The sequence below is a fragment of the Bacillus altitudinis genome, assembly GCF_001191605.1.
GTDB lineage: Bacteria > Bacillota > Bacilli > Bacillales > Bacillaceae > Bacillus > Bacillus altitudinis.
On record NZ_CP009108.1, the window covers coordinates 3,383,988 to 3,401,487 of the forward strand.

The 17,500-nt window shown below is 42.4% G+C and carries 16 protein-coding genes and 1 other annotated feature; of the genes, 1 reads left to right on the plus strand and 15 read right to left on the minus strand.

Features of this window, described 5'->3' with window-relative positions; all coding sequences use genetic code 11:
- Window positions 1-15 precede the first annotated feature (15 nt).
- From mreD to ID12_RS17165, 9 genes are all read right to left on the minus strand, one after another.
- Window positions 16-534, minus strand: coding sequence for a rod shape-determining protein MreD (gene mreD / locus ID12_RS17125; protein ID WP_025207721.1), 519 nt, complete (start codon window positions 532-534; stop codon window positions 16-18).
- Entirely contained in the window at window positions 531-1,430 is a 900-nt protein-coding gene (gene mreC, locus ID12_RS17130) for a rod shape-determining protein MreC (protein WP_007501536.1), read from the minus strand. The genes mreD and mreC overlap by 4 nt, the downstream gene beginning before the upstream one ends.
- Before the next feature lie 27 nt (window positions 1,431-1,457).
- Window positions 1,458-2,477 (minus strand): rod shape-determining protein, encoded by a 1,020-nt coding sequence (locus ID12_RS17135; protein WP_007501538.1) that lies wholly within the window; start codon window positions 2,475-2,477, stop codon window positions 1,458-1,460.
- A 90-nt stretch (window positions 2,478-2,567) separates the two neighbouring features.
- Window positions 2,568-3,242: a RadC family protein gene (gene radC / locus ID12_RS17140; protein WP_026050121.1), complete on the minus strand. Its 675-nt coding sequence runs from the start codon at window positions 3,240-3,242 to the stop codon at window positions 2,568-2,570.
- A 48-nt stretch (window positions 3,243-3,290) separates the two neighbouring features.
- Window positions 3,291-3,860, minus strand: a complete 570-nt coding sequence (locus ID12_RS17145; RefSeq protein WP_046527127.1) for a Maf family protein — start codon at window positions 3,858-3,860, stop codon at window positions 3,291-3,293.
- Window positions 3,861-4,037: 177 nt separating this feature from the next.
- A complete protein-coding gene (locus tag ID12_RS17150; protein ID WP_046527137.1) occupies window positions 4,038-5,054 on the minus strand; it encodes an SPOR domain-containing protein in 1,017 nt (338 codons plus the stop codon).
- Between the two features lie 157 nt (window positions 5,055-5,211).
- Complete coding sequence (locus ID12_RS17155; protein WP_050827521.1) at window positions 5,212-5,943, minus strand: prepilin peptidase; 732 nt, start codon at window positions 5,941-5,943, stop codon at window positions 5,212-5,214.
- A 152-nt stretch (window positions 5,944-6,095) separates the two neighbouring features.
- The gene (locus ID12_RS17160; RefSeq protein WP_050827523.1) at window positions 6,096-7,397 is read right to left on the minus strand and encodes a bifunctional folylpolyglutamate synthase/dihydrofolate synthase; all 1,302 of its coding nucleotides are present in this window, start codon (window positions 7,395-7,397) and stop codon (window positions 6,096-6,098) included.
- A 65-nt stretch (window positions 7,398-7,462) separates the two neighbouring features.
- A complete protein-coding gene (locus ID12_RS17165) occupies window positions 7,463-10,105 on the minus strand; it encodes a valine--tRNA ligase (protein WP_008342812.1) in 2,643 nt (880 codons plus the stop codon).
- Window positions 10,106-10,163: 58 nt separating this feature from the next.
- Window positions 10,164-10,393 (minus strand) — a binding site (T-box leader).
- Between the two features lie 169 nt (window positions 10,394-10,562).
- Between ID12_RS17165 and ID12_RS17170 the strand changes: the two genes are divergently transcribed.
- Window positions 10,563-10,751, plus strand: a complete 189-nt coding sequence (locus tag ID12_RS17170) for a hypothetical protein (RefSeq protein WP_003216497.1) — start codon at window positions 10,563-10,565, stop codon at window positions 10,749-10,751.
- 82 nt (window positions 10,752-10,833) lie between these two features.
- On the opposite strand, the gene ysxE is transcribed toward ID12_RS17170, so the two are convergent.
- The 6 genes from ysxE to hemC all read right to left on the minus strand — a co-directional run bounded on the left by ysxE (window position 10,834) and on the right by hemC (window position 17,490).
- Window positions 10,834-11,865, minus strand: a complete 1,032-nt coding sequence (gene ysxE / locus ID12_RS17175) for a spore coat protein YsxE (RefSeq protein ID WP_017367730.1) — start codon at window positions 11,863-11,865, stop codon at window positions 10,834-10,836.
- Window positions 11,866-11,902: 37 nt separating this feature from the next.
- Window positions 11,903-13,147, minus strand: a complete 1,245-nt coding sequence (locus ID12_RS17180) for a LysM peptidoglycan-binding domain-containing protein (RefSeq protein WP_050827524.1) — start codon at window positions 13,145-13,147, stop codon at window positions 11,903-11,905.
- Window positions 13,148-13,478: 331 nt separating this feature from the next.
- Window positions 13,479-14,771: a glutamate-1-semialdehyde 2,1-aminomutase gene (gene hemL / locus ID12_RS17185; RefSeq protein ID WP_017358142.1), complete on the minus strand. Its 1,293-nt coding sequence runs from the start codon at window positions 14,769-14,771 to the stop codon at window positions 13,479-13,481.
- Window positions 14,772-14,798: 27 nt separating this feature from the next.
- Window positions 14,799-15,770: a porphobilinogen synthase gene (hemB, locus tag ID12_RS17190; protein ID WP_050827525.1), complete on the minus strand. Its 972-nt coding sequence runs from the start codon at window positions 15,768-15,770 to the stop codon at window positions 14,799-14,801.
- The gene (locus ID12_RS17195; RefSeq protein WP_007501556.1) at window positions 15,767-16,558 is read right to left on the minus strand and encodes a uroporphyrinogen-III synthase; all 792 of its coding nucleotides are present in this window, start codon (window positions 16,556-16,558) and stop codon (window positions 15,767-15,769) included. Before ID12_RS17195 ends, hemB begins: the two co-directional genes overlap by 4 nt.
- On the minus strand, window positions 16,555-17,490 hold the full coding sequence (gene hemC / locus ID12_RS17200; protein WP_025207728.1) for a hydroxymethylbilane synthase: 936 nt from the start codon (window positions 17,488-17,490) through the stop codon (window positions 16,555-16,557). Before hemC ends, ID12_RS17195 begins: the two co-directional genes overlap by 4 nt.
- Window positions 17,491-17,500 lie beyond the last annotated feature (10 nt).

Consider the following 17,500-nt stretch of genomic DNA (forward strand, 5'->3'; position numbering starts at 1 on the left):
GACAAACTCCTGCTTTTATTCGTCGATCAGTCCTTGTTTCACATTGATGAAAAAGAGCCTAAGCGGCACAACAAGTATGAGAGACGCAGCAGTATTTAAAAGAATCGTTGGAATAAAGCGTTCGATGACATACGTATTAAAAGGCATAATACCTGGTTGAATCGTCGCTTGAACGCCGTACACATAAAACTCCATCACTGCAACAGCAATCATCGATAGAAAGACAACGACTAACATATTCGTTTGGAGGACTTTGAAGGCTTTTGCTAACAAATAGCAGAGCGCACCAAAGCCAAACATATGAACACCAAGAATACCTGTATACGAAATATCATATAAAAGTCCAAAGACAAATCCATAAATCACACCATATTTTTGATTCACAAAAGCTGTCATAAATACAAGTGCGAGTAAGATGAAATGAGGTGCTAAAATTTGATTGTCTGAAACAAATGGGAGCTTCACTAAATCGACAAAAATACTGTCAAATACGAAAATAAACAACATGACGAAAGCAAGAAGGACACGTTTCACGAGCCTTCCTCCTTCGTTAATTGAGATGCATCTGCCGTACTTGTGCTGCGATTCACAACAATCACGCGGTCTAAATTATTGAGTTCAGCAGCTGGTTCTACATAAATAATTTTTGTCAGTCCGTAATGGTCCGGCTCAATTTCGCTTACCTTCCCAATCGTCAAGCCCTGCGGGAATACGCCCCCTGCTCCAGATGTTTCAACAAGATCTCCTTTTTTGACATCCCCATCAGCATCGGATTTTAAAATGTTCATTGTCAGCATTTTTTTCTTGCTGTCATAACCGTTAATAATTCCATTGAGTTCTTCTTTGCCCTTTTTCGCAAAAATTTTCGTTGAAATTCTATTATTTTGATCTGTAGAGCTTAGCAACCTTACAGTCGACGTAAAATTGTTGAGCTTATCACTTTCAATTTTCCCAATTAACGCACCACTCTCATTGGTGACCGCCATATCTTTTTCAACGCCTTGTTTTTTCCCTTTATCAATCATGACAAAACTATCCCAAAGGGACGGGTTTCTCGCAATGACTGTTGAAAGTATGGGCGTGTAGTCACGAATAGAGTTCACATATCCGAGCTGCTTGCGAAGCTTTTTGTTCTCATCTTCTAGTTCTTGAAGTTTCGCCTCATATTGGGTTTGTCCATCAAGTTTTTTTCGAAGACGCTCGTTTTCATCATATGTGTTCTTTAAATCTTGTACGTTCCCATAAATACCGGCAATAAATTGTGATGGTTTATGAAAGACACCTTGAAAAAAGCCTGTCGTATCCCCCACTAATTTTTCCGGCCATGAAGCACCTCTGCCGCTTTTCACTGAAAAACCAATCATGGCCACCAGTACGATGACACAGACAAGGAGCAACATTAATCTTTTATTCATAAAAAACTGCGGCATGTCTTACACCTCTTTATTTACGCCCAATTATCGATTATCTTTAGATTTTCCTTTGAACAAGTGAATATGTTCTAGTGCTTTCCCTGTTCCGATCGCCACACAGTCAAGCGGATCTTCAGCAATAATGACCGGCATTTTTGTTTCATCACTAATGACTTTGTCAAGATTACGCAGTAATGCACCGCCGCCTGTTAACACAATTCCACGGTCCATAATATCTGCTGCCAGCTCAGGTGGCGTTTTTTCAAGTGTCATTTTGACCGCATCGACAATTGTTTCCACTGTATCGCGAAGCGCTTTTGCAATTTCTTCTGCCGTAATAGAGATCGTTTTTGGCAGACCTGTTAAAAGGTCACGGCCTCGAATGTCCATCTCATCATGTACGTCAGGCTGCGCAGAACCGATTTCCATTTTAATCGCTTCTGACGTGCGATCACCGATCATAAGATTATACGTTTTACGAATGTAGCTACTGATCGCATCATCCATTTCGTCTCCTGCAACACGGATCGATTGAGATGTCACAATACCGCCAAGTGAAATAATGGCTACTTCTGTTGTACCGCCGCCAATATCTACAACCATGCTTCCAGTTGGCTCCCATACAGGAAGGTTAGCACCGATTGCCGCAGCAAATGGCTCTTCAATAGGGTATGCGTCACGAGCACCAGCTTGTCTTGTTGCATCAATGACTGCACGCTCTTCTACTGCTGTAATACCAGATGGTACACACACCATCACGTACGGTTTACGAGCAAAAAGCCCTTTACCTTTTAATGCTTGATTAATGTAATATTTCATCATTGTTGCTGTCGTCTCGTAGTCTGCAATGACTCCGTCTTTCATTGGGCGCAGTGCCACAACATTACCAGGTGTACGACCGATCATGTTTCTAGCGTCATTTCCAACCGCCACTATAGACTTCGTATCAGTTTCCAAAGCTACGACCGAAGGTTCTCTCACAACAATGCCTTTTCCTTTAATAAAAACAAGCGTATTCGCTGTTCCAAGATCTATTCCAAGGTCTTTTGTACCAATTCCAAACATATGTATGTATCTTCCTTTCTTAAACCAAAATTCCCTTTAGGGAAAAACTCATAAACTCTATTATATCGTAAAACATTGAAAAAAAAAGTGTTACAAATACCCTTTTTCCTTCAAACTCACAAATTTTTGATCACCGATCACTAGATGATCAAGCAGCTGTATTCCAATCAGCTTCCCACATTCAAAAAGTCGCTGTGTGACTTCAATATCTTCCCTGCTGGGCGTCGGATCTCCAGATGGATGGTTGTGCACACATATAAATGAAGCGGCCGAACGTTTAAAGGCCTCTTTAAAAATTTCGCGCGGGTGAACAATCGACGAATTTAGACTTCCGATAAACACAGTATGTTTATGAAGAACTTGATTTTTGGTATTGAGATAAAGACAAACGAAATTCTCCTGCGTCAAAAATCTCATATCTTCCATCACAAAATTCGCACCATCTTCCGGCGTGCGGATCACATAACGATTGTCCGTCGTTTGATGGTGTAATCTAGTGCCGAGTTCTAAAGCAGCTAAAAGAGAGATCGCCTTCGCTTTTCCAACTCCTCGAATCTTTGACAGTTCTTCAATCGAAGCTTCCTTCACAGAACGAAGACCACCAAATGTTTGTAAAAGTCTTGCGGACACTTGAAGAACTGATTCCTTTTTTGTGCCTGTTCTCAAAAGAATCGCGACAAGTTCATGGTTTGATAAGCTGCTTGGACCATATTTGACAAATCGTTCGCGCGGCTTTTCATCATGAGGAAAATGCTTCAGCAGCATAGGGAAATGATTCAAGATCTACACTCCTTTTTTGATTCCTTCCCGTCATCAAAAAGGGGTGATACCAAATGTTTCAAGCACTCTGACTGTTTTAGCAATAGGGAGTCCTACAACGGAAAAATAATCACCGTCTATTTTTTGTACAAACAGGGCACCTTTTCCTTGAATGCCGTAGCTTCCAGCTTTATCAAGAGGCTCACCTGTTTCAATATAGCGGTCTATTTCATCTTGTGTAAGTGGCCAAAATGTCACGTCTGTCTGTTCATAAAATGTTTCTTTTCTATTCTCTGATTGAATCGTGACACCAGTCAAGACTTGATGTGTCTTACCTGACAATAATTGAAGCATTGAGGCTGCATCTTCCTTGTCTTTTGGCTTTCCAAGACAGTTGCCATCAATTGCAACAATTGTATCTGCACCAATGATCACAGCTTTGGGATGTATTTTTTGAATATCATTTGCTTTTTGTTCTGCCAACCATTGGACGTTCTCAGCAGGAGAAAGGTTTCGATTTATTTCTTCTTTTAAATCACTTGCTTGAATGTCATAAGAAAACCCTGCTAAATCAAGCAATTCTTTTCTTCTAGGTGATTGAGATGCGAGTATTAACTGGTTCATGTTTGTTCATCCTTTCAGGGTTTAGCCTAAGAAGTAAGATACCCATTCATCCTATCAAATGAACATCTTACCGACAATTGACGAAAATGCCATTTTCATGTTCCTACATCATTATGTTGGAAGCAAAAGAAAAAAACTAGTCATTTTTTGACTAGTTTGGCTGTTAAAAACATGATTTTACGTATTTAGTTGATCTAATAGCGCTTGCTGAGATTTCCAGCCATTTTCAGCAGATGGGTCATTTAAAAGCTGTACAGCTTTCAGCAAACTGCTTTTAGCTGGTGCGTCGGTTGTTTTGGCATTTTCAAGCTCAGAAATCAACTGAGTGACTTCTTTTTGATCCACATCTTCTCCTGCAATCACCTTAGAGGATAAGACAGATGCCTTCTCTATTAAACCTGTCAGTTCATCTGGCACTTGAAACGAGAGCTCTTTTCCTCCCCATGCTTCAAAATGCTGATCGATCAATTTTTTCCCAACGGCACTTGTCATGCCCTGTTCTGTGGCAAGTCCGGCAATCACATAATATCCATCATCCATTGATACCTTTTTACCTGCATATCCAGCCTCTTTTAAACTGTCAACTAAGTCATCTGCTCCTTTTTCAGAAGAAAACTTTCCAGCCTGCACCACAAAGGTTGAAAAATGACCTGATGCACTTTTTTCACCTTCATTGTCCTTTGACGTATCTGCAAGATCAGCCGGTGGCGCATCTCCCCCAGCTTTCGCCGAAGGTCCGCTTCCAGATGCTGAGACGCTGATATGATCGCCTCCTGATGGATTGGCAGACCCATCTTTACTTAAACTTAATGCAAATACACCGAGGCCTGTCCCTAGAACGACTGCAAACACAATCGTAGTCATCACTCGTTTGAAGGGACCGCGGTTTTTACTGAACTTCTGGTCAAAAGAACCTTTTTTCTTTTGATAAGGTGTGACGACCTTTGGATCCGAATGGTAAATGTGATCAGCTGCATCGTCCCATTGAAAATCTTCTTCTTTCGGTTTGGACGGTTCCTCCTCGGAAGCGGCTGTCTCCTGTTCCGACTGCCTCTTTTCCTCCCAGTTCGAAAACGTCACTTGATCCTCTTGCTGTTTTTGAGGTTGATGCTCTTCTCCATGCAGCATTTCTTCCTTGCCATTAATATTGACCTTTAACCCTTGTTTTTTTGCCTGCCTTTTTTTCACTGTCATTCCCCGCTTTCTGACATTGTTTGTAAGAAAGACCTTTCTGTCCAATGAAATAGCGCGAATGTAACCCGTCCTTCTTTCTGTTTCACACTTTAACATAGCCAATAAAAAAAAGAACAAGACTTTTGTCGGCAGGTTCAAAAAGTGTTCGCCAATTTTCTCATCCAAAAAAATCGCGAATTGGGTTTAACAAATCACCACAAAAAAGATAAAGCCAGAAAGAACAAGCGATGGCAGGAACAAAAGGAAAGGGTTCATTTGCCTTGTAAGAAAACACCTTTGCGTAAACCATTCCCGTGACAGACGAAAGAAAAAGAATGATCAGAAATGGCTTAAATCCGAAGCAAAATGCAAGCACACCAAATAGTTTGACATCCGCTCCCCCCATACTATTTGGCTTGAAATGTTCTAAACTATAAAACAAAAGAAGACAAATAAGAAGGGATGCCGCTCCTTCCCACCAAATAAAAAGCGGTTCTTGCGTGCGGTATATGACGAAAAGAGGAAAAAAGAAGAGAAAGAGCTCGTTTGGTACTCTCATATAAAAAAGATCGCTCACGACAGCAATCACGAATAAACTACATAGACTCACAAGAAAAAGGCCCTCAAAAGAGAAACCAGCATGTCTATAAACGAGTAAAAAAAGGCCGCCTGTCAACAGCTCAACCAGTGGATAAAGCAAAGAGAGCCGGGTTCCACAATGCTTACATGACCCTTTCAATACAACATAAGAAACAAGCGGGAGCATGTCGTGAAAAGAAAGCGGCTCTTTACAAGCTCCGCAGTGTGAACGAGGAAAAAGAATAGACCGCTTCATTGGAAGCCTCTCACCAACTAGGTGAAGAAATGACCCCATGACCATGCCTGTGAAAAACATAAAAAAATCGATCAAATTAGGTGACTCCTTCCGGAAATAGAATAGACCGGATTGTACCATAGCGATTCACCTTTGATCACCTTGCGAAAAAGTGAATTTCCCCCTCTCCTACATATCAAAAGAAAAAAGACGCACACTGCATAGAAGCAATTTGCGTCTTTTCCTTACTATAAAATACGACTTCGTACATCTGAGATAAAATAAAGCGAACCTGTCACCAGAATCATTGCTGCAGGATCAGCGCTTTTTTTCTGAATGAACTCAAGCACTGCACGAGGGTCTTCATCAAACGATTTTGCTTCTAAATGACTGCAAGCATAAAGCTTTTCCGCTGATTCAGCTCTTGGAAAGTCAAAGGAAACAAAATGAATCGATGAACTAATCCTTTCAAGCTTTTCGATCATTTGTTTGTAAGGTTTATCTTTTAACGCACTAAAACAAACATGAACCTGTTTACTGGAAAAATGAGCTTGTACAGTTTCGATTAAACGGTCCATTCCTTCTTCGTTATGAGCACCATCTAAATAAACAAGAGGCTGATCTTGGATCTTTTCAAATCTTCCAGCCCACACCGCTTGCCGAATTCCTTCATACACTTGCTCATCTAGCACATGGATATATCCTTCTTGCTCCAGCCATTCGATCAGTAGAACGGCAAGGGAGGCGTTCTGCCTTTGATGCGTTCCGATTAACCCTGTCTCTAGCTGCGAGTACTCCCTTTTTGGGGTAGTGAATGTGAAGCGTTCACCTGTTTCAGTCGGCTGCTGGTCCTTAAAGGTACAAGTATCATGTAACGAGATAAACGGCGCATTCTTTTCTTCTGCTTTGTGTTGAATCACAGTAAGAGCTTCCGCTTGATGAACGGCCGTGATCATCGGAATCCCAGCTTTAATAATGCCAGCTTTTTCTGCTGCAATCTGATTAAGTGTGTCGCCTAAAATGGCCATATGATCGTGACCAATCGACGTAATTGCTGTTAAGATGGGCGCAGCCACATTTGTAGAATCAAGTCTTCCGCCAAGCCCTGTTTCCAAGAGGACAAAGTCTACTTGGTGCACATGGGCAAAATAAGCAAACGCACAGGCTGTAATGATCTCAAACTCTGTTGCTGCACCAAGCTCTGTATCATCTAATTCATCAACTAAAGGCTTGATGTCGTTCACCAAACTCAGCCACTCTTCGTCCAAAATCGGCTCCCCATTAACACTAATTCGTTCATTGAACGTTAAAATAAATGGAGAGGTGAAGGTTCCAACTGAATAGCCCGCTGACTGTAAAATGGATCGAGTAAATGCAATCGTTGATCCTTTTCCATTTGTTCCAGCCACATGCACTGCTTTTATTTTTTGTTCAGGATGGTCTAGTCTGTCCATCAGCCATTTCATTCGTTCAAGTCCCGGTTTGACACCGAAAGCGAGTCTGCTATGAATCCATTCAATGGCTTCATGATAGGTTGTAAACAATGTCATCTCTCATTTCATACGAAATTTTCAAAAAAGACGACTCCATTCCGTTAGGAGCCGTCTTTTCAACATTATGCTTTCAGCTCTTCAATACGCTTTTGAACAGCTTCGCGTTTTGCGACATAATCACGTTCTTTCGCACGCTCTTCTTCTACGACGCTTTCAGGCGCTTTTTTCATAAAGCCTTCATTGCCAAGCTTTTTCTGAACTCGTTCCACTTCTTTTGTCAGTTTATCAAGCTCTTTTTGCAGACGGGCAATTTCTTCGTCTAAATTGATTAAACCTTCAAGCGGCAGAATGAGTTCTGCTCCAGAAATAACAGCCGTCATCGCTTTATCACTAGCAGGAACATCCGTGCCAATTTCAAGCACACTTGGATTCGTAAAGCGTTCAATATATGAACGGTTCTTCTCTAAACGTTCCTGTACATCAGATGTGGATGCTTTGATATATAGCTCGACTTGTTTGCTCATTGGTGTGTTCACTTCACTGCGAATGTTACGAACAGAACGAATCAGTTCAACAAGCAGCTTCATGTCAGCAGAAGCTTGTTCGTTAGAAAGTTCCGGCTTCACTTCAGGCCATGCCGCTACAGTAATGGACTCACCTTCATGAGGTAGATGCTGCCAGATTTCTTCTGTTAAGAACGGCATAAACGGATGTAGAAGTCTCATCGTTTGATCTAATACATACGCAAGGATCGAACGAGTCGTTTTCTTCGCCGCTTCATCTTCTCCATAAAGCGGAAGTTTCGCCATTTCAATGTACCAATCACAGAAATCATCCCAAATGAAGTTGTATAAATGTCTGCCCACTTCACCAAATTCATACTTATCAGCAAGCTGTGTGACACTTTCAATCGTTTCATTTAGTCGTGTTAAAATCCATTGATCAGCAACTGATTTTTCTCCTGTCAAATCAAGCTCATCGTACGTTAAACCATCCATATTCATTAAAGCAAAACGGGATGCGTTCCAAATTTTGTTCGCAAAGTTCCAAGTGGATTCAACCTTTTCAAAGCTAAAACGCAAATCTTGACCTGGAGAGCTTCCAGTCGCTAAGAAATATCTCAATGAATCCGCTCCGTACTTGTCGATGACCTCCATTGGATCAATTCCGTTGCCAAGTGACTTACTCATTTTACGCCCTTGTTCATCGCGAATAAGACCATGAATGAGGACGTCTTTAAATGGTTTTTCTCCTGTGAATTCAAGACCTTGGAAGATCATACGAGATACCCAGAAGAAGATGATGTCATAGCCTGTTACAAGCAAATTGGTTGGGTAGTAGCGCTTGAAGTCTTCACTTTCTGCATCTGGCCAGCCCATTGTAGAGAAAGGCCAAAGCGCTGAACTAAACCATGTATCAAGTACATCGTTATCTTGCTCCCAGTTTTCAATATCTTCTGGCGCATCAAGTCCCACGTATACTTCCTTCGTTTCTTTATGATACCAAGCCGGAATGCGGTGTCCCCACCATAGCTGACGAGAAATACACCAGTCACGGATATTTTCCATCCAGTGTAAATACGTCTTTTCAAATCGGTCTGGAACAAATTGAACTTGCTCATCACCTTTTTGCAGATTGATGGCTTCATCTGCGAGCGGCTGCATTTTCACAAACCATTGTGTTGATAAATATGGCTCCACTACAGCGCCACTGCGCTCACTGTGACCAACTGAATGCATGTGGTCCTCAATTTTGAACAAAATGCCTTCTTCTTGAAGATCTTTCACAAGCTGTTTACGACATTCGAAGCGGTCCATTCCTTTGTATTGAAGTGCGTTTCCATTCATTGTGCCATCTTCATTCATCACAAGAATGCGCTCTAGGTTATGACGGTTTCCAAGCTCGAAGTCATTCGGGTCATGAGCCGGCGTAATTTTTACAGCTCCTGATCCAAATTCCATATCGACATAGTCATCCCCGACGATTGGAATCTCTCGGCCTGTAATTGGTAAAACAACTGTTTTCCCAATCAAATGCTGATAGCGTTCATCTTCAGGATGTACAGCGACTGCCGTATCTCCAAGCATCGTTTCAGGTCTTGTTGTCGCAATTTCAATCGAACCTGATCCATCTGCAAGCGGATATCTCAAGTGATAAAACGCACCTTGCACATCCTTGTAGATGACTTCAATATCAGAAAGGGCCGTTTTTGTTGCTGGGTCCCAGTTAATGATGTATTCTCCGCGATAGATCAATCCTTTTTCATACAATTGAACAAACACTTGGCGGACTGCTTTATTCAAGCCTTCATCTAATGTGAAACGCTCACGCGAATAGTCTAGACCTAGACCCATTTTCGCCCACTGGCTGCGAATAAAATCGGCATACTCTTCTTTCCACTTCCACGTTTCTTCTACAAATTTTTCACGTCCGAGATCATAGCGGCTCACGCCTTCTTCGCGAAGCTTCGCCTCTACCTTGGCTTGTGTTGCAATACCCGCATGGTCCATTCCTGGCAGCCATAAAACATCATAGCCCTGCATCCGTTTCATACGAGTCACGATGTCTTGAAGGGTTGAATCCCAAGCATGCCCTAAGTGTAATTTTCCTGTCACGTTTGGTGGAGGAATGACGACTGTATATGGATCTTTCGTTTTGTCATTTTGTGCTTCGAAGAATTTCCCTTCAAGCCAGTACGTATAGCGGTCTTTTTCAATCGCATTTGGATCGTACTTTGTTGGCATTTCTTGATTATTTGTTTCCATTTGTGTTACCTCCACATTTTTTCGGCTGATGAAACATAAAAAAGCCTTCTCATCCTTATAAAAGGACGAAAAAGCTTTTTCGCGGTACCACCTTTTTTCACGAAACACTTAGACGTGTCCCGTACTCTCTAAAGGATAACGGGGATCTCCCGAATTTCTCTACTACATGTTTCAAGAAATTAAGCTCACAGGCGACCTTCCAAACAAGTGCATCCTAGAAAACCTTTCAGCTATTGGTTTCCCTCTCTTTAGGGTCTTGCTCGTACTCTTCCTGATCCACGCTTACGATATATCACGTTCATCAGCTTATACTCATCTTTTATTAATATTACTAAATGCCTTTTGTTTTCGTCAATCATCTTTTCCGCTTTTCTTCTTCTTTATACAAATTGGGCAGGCACCCTTTGCCTCTTTGCCCATATGATAATAACAAAATAAAGAAGGAGGGCGTTTTATTTTGAAAAAGATCAATCCTTACACACTCCCCCCATGGCTTAGACAAATTCGGGCAGTTGCCTCCCAAGTCGTTCTCCCGATTGCCATATTTCAAGGCTTTCGCACGATCATTTTTCCCACAACATTTGACGTCCTCATCTTAGGAATTCTTATATTTCTCGCCTGTGCCTTTCACCTTGATTGGTTTTAAGGGAGCTGAAAGCTGCAGGCTCACTCTTATGTATAGGTCATCCCTCGTTAGACATTTCATAGCGCAACAGCAAACAACCTCGTCACTCTTCTGATGACGAGGCATTTTGTTCTTCTTCAAGGCGTCTAGCCTGCTCAATTTCGTGTATTTTCATGACGGTCGGCTCAGAATTTTTCATTTGCCAATACGCCCTTAACAGCTCCTGACAACTTTCCATCTCATCCTGTCCGCCTGCTTCATAGGCTTTCACCGTATCAAACAAACCCTGCGGATAAGCGAGGTAGCTCAAGAACAAATGAATCTCTTCCTCACGAAGTTTATTTCCCTTTTGATACGTATAAAACAAAGATGTGCATTCAGGACAAGGAGTAGGGTAGGTTTTGAATGTGCGATAGTAAAAGGTCAAAAGGTCATATATGGGGGCAGCCTTTTTGGACCGCTCAAAATTGGTGAAATGTCCTGTACCTACATCATTGTACAAAAAGTGATGGACTGACAATTGCCCATGGTTTAACACAATACGTGTCGTCTCTTGGTCTTTCATTTCCTCATGCCAATCCTCTAAACGTTCAAGTGCAAATTCACTTGCAGACATCGCTTCTGAAAAGTACATAGCAGCAGCCAGCTCAAATGGCGACATATACCATGTTTGTTCTGCCCGCTCGATAAATCGTTCATACATGTCTTTCTCTGTTTCCCATTTGCTTTTCATTTGGGTGTAGTGAGCCTCTATTTCCTGCTCAGTAATGTCCATCATGACTTCTGTTCGTTTATGAAGTCTTGCAATCTCTTGAAATAAATATTCATGTTTATCGTCCTGCTCTTCTCTCTTTTCATTCGTTAGCCATGGCATGAGGTAATACGTGTACTGGCTTTCTCGATGATTTGAGAAAAAGGAACCGCTCTTCGTGCGATAAATCGGCACAAACGAGCGATAGCCTTTTGATTCTAGTTCAAGCATTTGCTCTGTAAACTGCATGTGTCGATGGGGTTTTACTCGCTTTAGTGCAAATACGCCCTGCTTTGTATACACTCTAACGACTGCTGGACTGACAGGTTCGATATATTCAGCCTCAAGCCCGTATTCGTATAGGACAGATTGGATTTCATCCACGTTCTCTCACCACATTTTCTCGGTCCATCATCTCATACTATGCATTGCTTTTTTGATATTCAGGAATATAAAGAATCTGCCCTTCTTCAAGCTCTGCATCCACCGACAATGAATTCGTTCGAAGGAGCTGCTGCACATTCAACTGATATCGCTCACAAATACGATCGACCGTATCTTCTTGCTGAACTATACATATTTTCATGCGAGAAAAATCTTCCTCCTCCTGCTTAGCGAACAGCTTCGTTAAATAAAGAGAATTCTCACTGCCAGACGCTTCTCTCTGGTCATGTTCAAACTCCTCAGCTTCTTGAGCTGATTCATACACCTTTGGTGCTTCACGTTCATATAATCGTTCGAAATGATAGCTATCATCCCGCTCTTCCTGTGTCTGTTCCATCTGATATGCAGGTGATTCAAAGGCTGGATAAGCTGGCGGCTCTTCTTCTTCCTTGCTCTCTGCATCAGGGTCTTTCCTCACTTCCACCTCAAAGAACGTATCATCCCGCTCCTCTTCTTCTAACAGCTTAGGCGGGTCAAAGAATGGCGGCTCTTGTACTTGAGCTTCTGGGAAGGAACGATACCCAAGCGCCACGGCTTCTTCTTGCTCATTTTCCTCCTCTTCTTCTGTTTCTTCCACCATCACCGTCTCGATGTCTATTTCATCCTCTTCTTGTTCAGTTCGCGCTTCATGTTGCAAAGCGGCATGCTGTTCTGCATTTTCTTCATGCTCTTCACGTGGCAGCATTTCTTGCTCTTCATATTCAGACTGCGCCTGATATTCATAAGTGACATCGCCATAATCCTCTTCAGCACGATGGACAAATTCATATGGCTCTCCTACAAGCGGTTCAGGCGTTCCTTCATCTAACAGACCTTCAATGGCCAAATCAGCCTGAATCGTGAGCAAACGACTTTCTGTCAGCTGGTAATCAAATGCATCAATAAACACAAATACATCATTTAAATGACTAATTTTGTTCTTGGGGATCGTGATATCCACCGGAAATTGATGCAGCAGCTCAGCCGTTCCGTCCTCTCTTACCTTCACCTCATCAGCCTGCCTGTATGATGCATAGGAACTGGATTCACCCATTAGCTCCTCTTGATTTATGTTGTATTCTCCTGTTAGCTCGAGTGAACCTCTAATGGAAACATAATCATTCACTTCTTGAACGAGAATGTCAGGATCGAGAGAAATTGACAGCAGCTCACTGACTTCCTGTCCGTTTTTGAAATAAATGGACTCTTCTACCGAAAACTGTAATCGATTGTTTTGAGACAAGTCGGTGTCCTCCTTTCATCTAATCCTTCAAAATAAAATTAGATGTCAATACAGGTGTATGAAGGAGGCAGTGAAAATATGATTGGTTTTATGCAAAGCAAAAAGCCGATATGTCTCCATATCGGCTCAGCGTGTAGACAAACCCTCGCATTCGGTGTCAGTCCTGCGCGCTGGTGCTCACGAATGTCAAATTCGCTCCGCTCCAGTACTCGTCCTTCCTAGACTGCAAAGGTTTTCTTTCACGCTGAAAAAAAGACAAAGGGCTAAAATAAAGTTCATTTTAACCCTTTGTCAACGATCTAAGCCGATATGTCTCCATATCGGCTTTTGGTTACTGAGCTAATTTTTGAAATACCTTTTCAACTGTCTCAATCGTATACTCGATGTCTTCATCCGTATGAGCAGTTGATAGGAACAGCCCTTCGAATTGTGAAGGTGGAAGGAAGATGCCGTGATCAGCCATTTCCTTGTAGAATTCAGCGAATAAAGCGAGGTCAGCTGTTTTCGCTGTATCGTAATTGACGACTTGTTCGTTTGTAAAGAAGAATCCAATCATGGAACCTGCACGGTTAAATGTTAATGGAATCCCATGTGCTATCGCCGCTTTTGAAATGCCTTCTTCCAAACGATCTCCTTTGCGTCTAAACTCTTCATAAGACTCAGGTGTCAGCTGTTTTAATGTTTCAAGACCTGCTGTCATCGCAAGCGGGTTACCGGATAACGTTCCTGCTTGATAAATCGGGCCGCTTGGCGCAATTTGTCTCATAATGTCCGCTCTACCGCCATAGGCACCAACTGGCAGACCGCCTCCGATGACTTTACCAAGACATGTCAGATCAGGCGTAATGCCAAAATAGCCTTGTGCACAATGATAATCCACACGGAAGCCTGTCATGACCTCATCAAAAATGAGTAAAGAGCCATATTGCTCAGTGATGTCTCTCAATCCTTGCAAGAAACCTTCCTGCGGAGGGACAACACCCATATTTCCTGCAACTGGTTCTACAATGACACCTGCAATGTCGTCTCCAAATTCTTCAAAAGCGACTTTGATGCTTTCTAAATCATTGTATGGAACGGTGATCGTATTGCTTGCTGTACCTTCAGGGACACCAGGGCTATCCGGAAGTCCAAGCGTTGCCACACCCGAACCAGCTTTAATAAGCAAAGAATCACCGTGGCCATGATAACAGCCTTCAAATTTCACAATTTTGTTTCTGCCTGTAAAACCACGTGCTAGACGAAGCGCACTCATCGTCGCCTCTGTTCCAGAGCTGACCATACGAATGACCTCAATAGAAGGAACTCGTTCTGATACAAGCTTAGCTAATTCATTTTCAACTAAAGTAGAAGCACCGAAGCTTGTACCATGTTCAGCTACTCGCTGAATACTTTCAACCACACGGTCATTTGTATGCCCTAAAATAAGCGGTCCCCATGATAAGACGTAATCAATATATTCATTTCCGTCAATATCGTATATTTTTGCGCCTTTGCCTCGTTCCATAAAAATCGGGTCTGTATTGACTGATTTAAATGCGCGTACAGGGCTGTTCACACCACCCGGCATTAACTGCTGCGCTTCTTTAAATGCTTGCTTTGACTTTTCATAGCTACGTCCCATTTCAACGTCCTCCTGTCTATCCGTTCTTTATTCTGAGAGCCATTTTGCTGCATCTTTTGCATGATACGTAATGATTAATTCTGCGCCTGCACGTTTCATGCTAGTCAGCATTTCAAGAACAAGCTCTTTTTCAGAAATCCACCCATTTTGAGCTGCTGCTTTGACCATTGCATACTCTCCGCTCACATTGTAAGCAACAACAGGAAGTGTAAATTCATTTTTCACATCACGCATGATATCTAAGTATGAAAGTGACGGCTTCACAATCAGGAAGTCAGCGCCTTCTTCTACATCAGACTGCGCTTCTCTCAGTGCTTCTAAGCGGTTTGCAGGGTCCATTTGATACGTTTTACGATCTCCAAACTGCGGTGTGCTATGCGCCGCATCACGAAACGGACCGTAAAAAGCACTTGCATATTTCACAGCATATGACATGACAGGCACATGAACAAAGCCGGCCTCATCAAGCGCCTCACGAATTGCAAGCACAAAGCCATCCATCATATTTGATGGAGCAATGATATCTGCACCTGCACGAGCCTGACTGACAGCGGTTTTCGCTAAGAGCTGAAGAGATTCATCATTTAAAATTTCTCCATCTTCAACGATTCCGCAATGTCCGTGATCTGTATATTGGCATAAGCAAGTATCAGCAATGACCACAAGCTCAGGGAAATGCTTTTTGATTTCAAGCGTTGCTCTTTGAACAATCCCATGATCGTGATAAGCTTCACTGCCTACATGGTCTTTATGGTCTGGTACCCCAAAAACAATGATAGATTTAATCCCAAGGTCAACAAGCTCTTGGACTTCTTCTTTCACAAGATCAACTGAAATGTGATAGACACCCGGCATTGAAGGGACTTCTTTCCGGACATTCTCTCCCTCTACAAAAAAGATGGGATAAATGAAATCAGAGGGTCTTAAAAATGTTTCTCTCACCAATTCTCTCATTCCTGCGCTTGTACGCAATCTGCGGTGTCTGTTAAATTTCATCATTGGTTCAACTTCCTTTCAGATAAACGGCACATCAAATCAAGCATCCCGTCTATCGTATAAGTATCTGGGGTTTCAGAAGAAATCCCGTATTGAAGCAGTGCCTCTTGTGTAAGAGGACCGATGCTCACAAAACATGTGTCTGATGCAGCTAATCTATCGATATCAGCCTCCATGGCGTGCATAAAAGAATGAACAGTGGAGGAGCTTGTAAATGTAATAAAATCAAATGATTGCTCCATCATTGCCGACTTGAGTGCGATAATTCCGTCCTCATCCTTCACTGTTTCATATATAATCCACTCTTTTACATCAATGCCAAGCGGAACGAGGGTATTCTTCACCACATCTCGTGACAGATGGCCTTTTGCTACAAAGACACATTCTTCTGGGTGTACATGATCAATTAAAGCATCTGCCAGTTCTTCTGCTATAAATCGCTCTGGAACCACATCCACTTTTAGGCCGTGCTGCATCAGATAGGCAGATGTTTTTTCACCTACGGCCGCCACTTTCAAGTGGGATAAGCTTTGATGTAATTGATGCTTCTCTATATAACTAAGAAAAAAAGACGCACCATTTACACTCGTAAACACAAGCCAATGGCTTGCTTCTAAATCTTCTAAAAATGCCTTCGCTTTTTCTTTTGTCAGCGTTGGTTCAAACCTGATAAGAGAGGTTAAAACAGCATGGCCGTTCAGCGCTTCAATTTTCTGCTGAAACGCACCCGCTTGACGTTCATTTCGAGTGACAAGCACCGTCTGTCCGTAAAGCGATTTGGCTATCGTCATTGGGAAGACAGATCCTTTTTCACCTTGTCGATCAAATCTTTTGCTCCCTTATCCGCCATTTGCTTCGCACATGCTGTTCCGATTGCCTCAGGGTCAGTACCTGTTACGGTTTCTCGAATAATCGTATGGCCGTCCGCAGATGCCACAAGACCTGTCAATTCAATTTCATCACGCTCATTCATCGTTGCGTAACCAGCGATCGGCACTTGACAGCTTCCATCCATTTGCTTAAGGAAGGCTCTTTCAGCAAGGACCGTTTTCTTTGTATACTCATTTGTGAATTGAGCTAACAGCTGCAAGAGCTCTTCGTCATCTCCCCGACATTCTATCGACAATGCGCCCTGCCCCACAGCAGGAAGGCAAGTATCAGGAGATAAAAATTCCGACACGACTTCTTGACTCCAGCCCATTCTAGACAATCCGGCAGCCGCTAGAATAATCGCATCATACTCTTCATTTTTCAGTTTTTCGAGTCTCGTATCAATGTTTCCACGGATCCATTTAATCTCAAGATCTGGTCTCTTCTGAAGAAGCTGGGCACTGCGCCGTAAGCTGCTCGTTCCCACAACCGCTCCCTTTGGTAGTTCATGAAGACGGAGATGATCCTTTGAAATCAACGCATCCCGCACATCTTCACGCTCAGGAATACAGCCGATGACTAAACCTTCCGGAAGAGAGGCCGGCATATCTTTCATGCTGTGTACTGCCATATCGATATCATGGTTCAGCATTGCTTGTTCAATCTCTTTAACAAACAGACCTTTTCCGCCAACCTTTGATAAGGTCACATCTAAAATTTGATCACCCTTTGTCACAATCTCTTTAATTTCAAAAGAATAAGAAGGGTTTAGTTCAGACAACTTTTGAATGACCCATTTTGTTTGTGTAATCGCAAGTTTGCTTCGTCTAGAACCTACTTTAATTGTACGCATTACGTCTTCC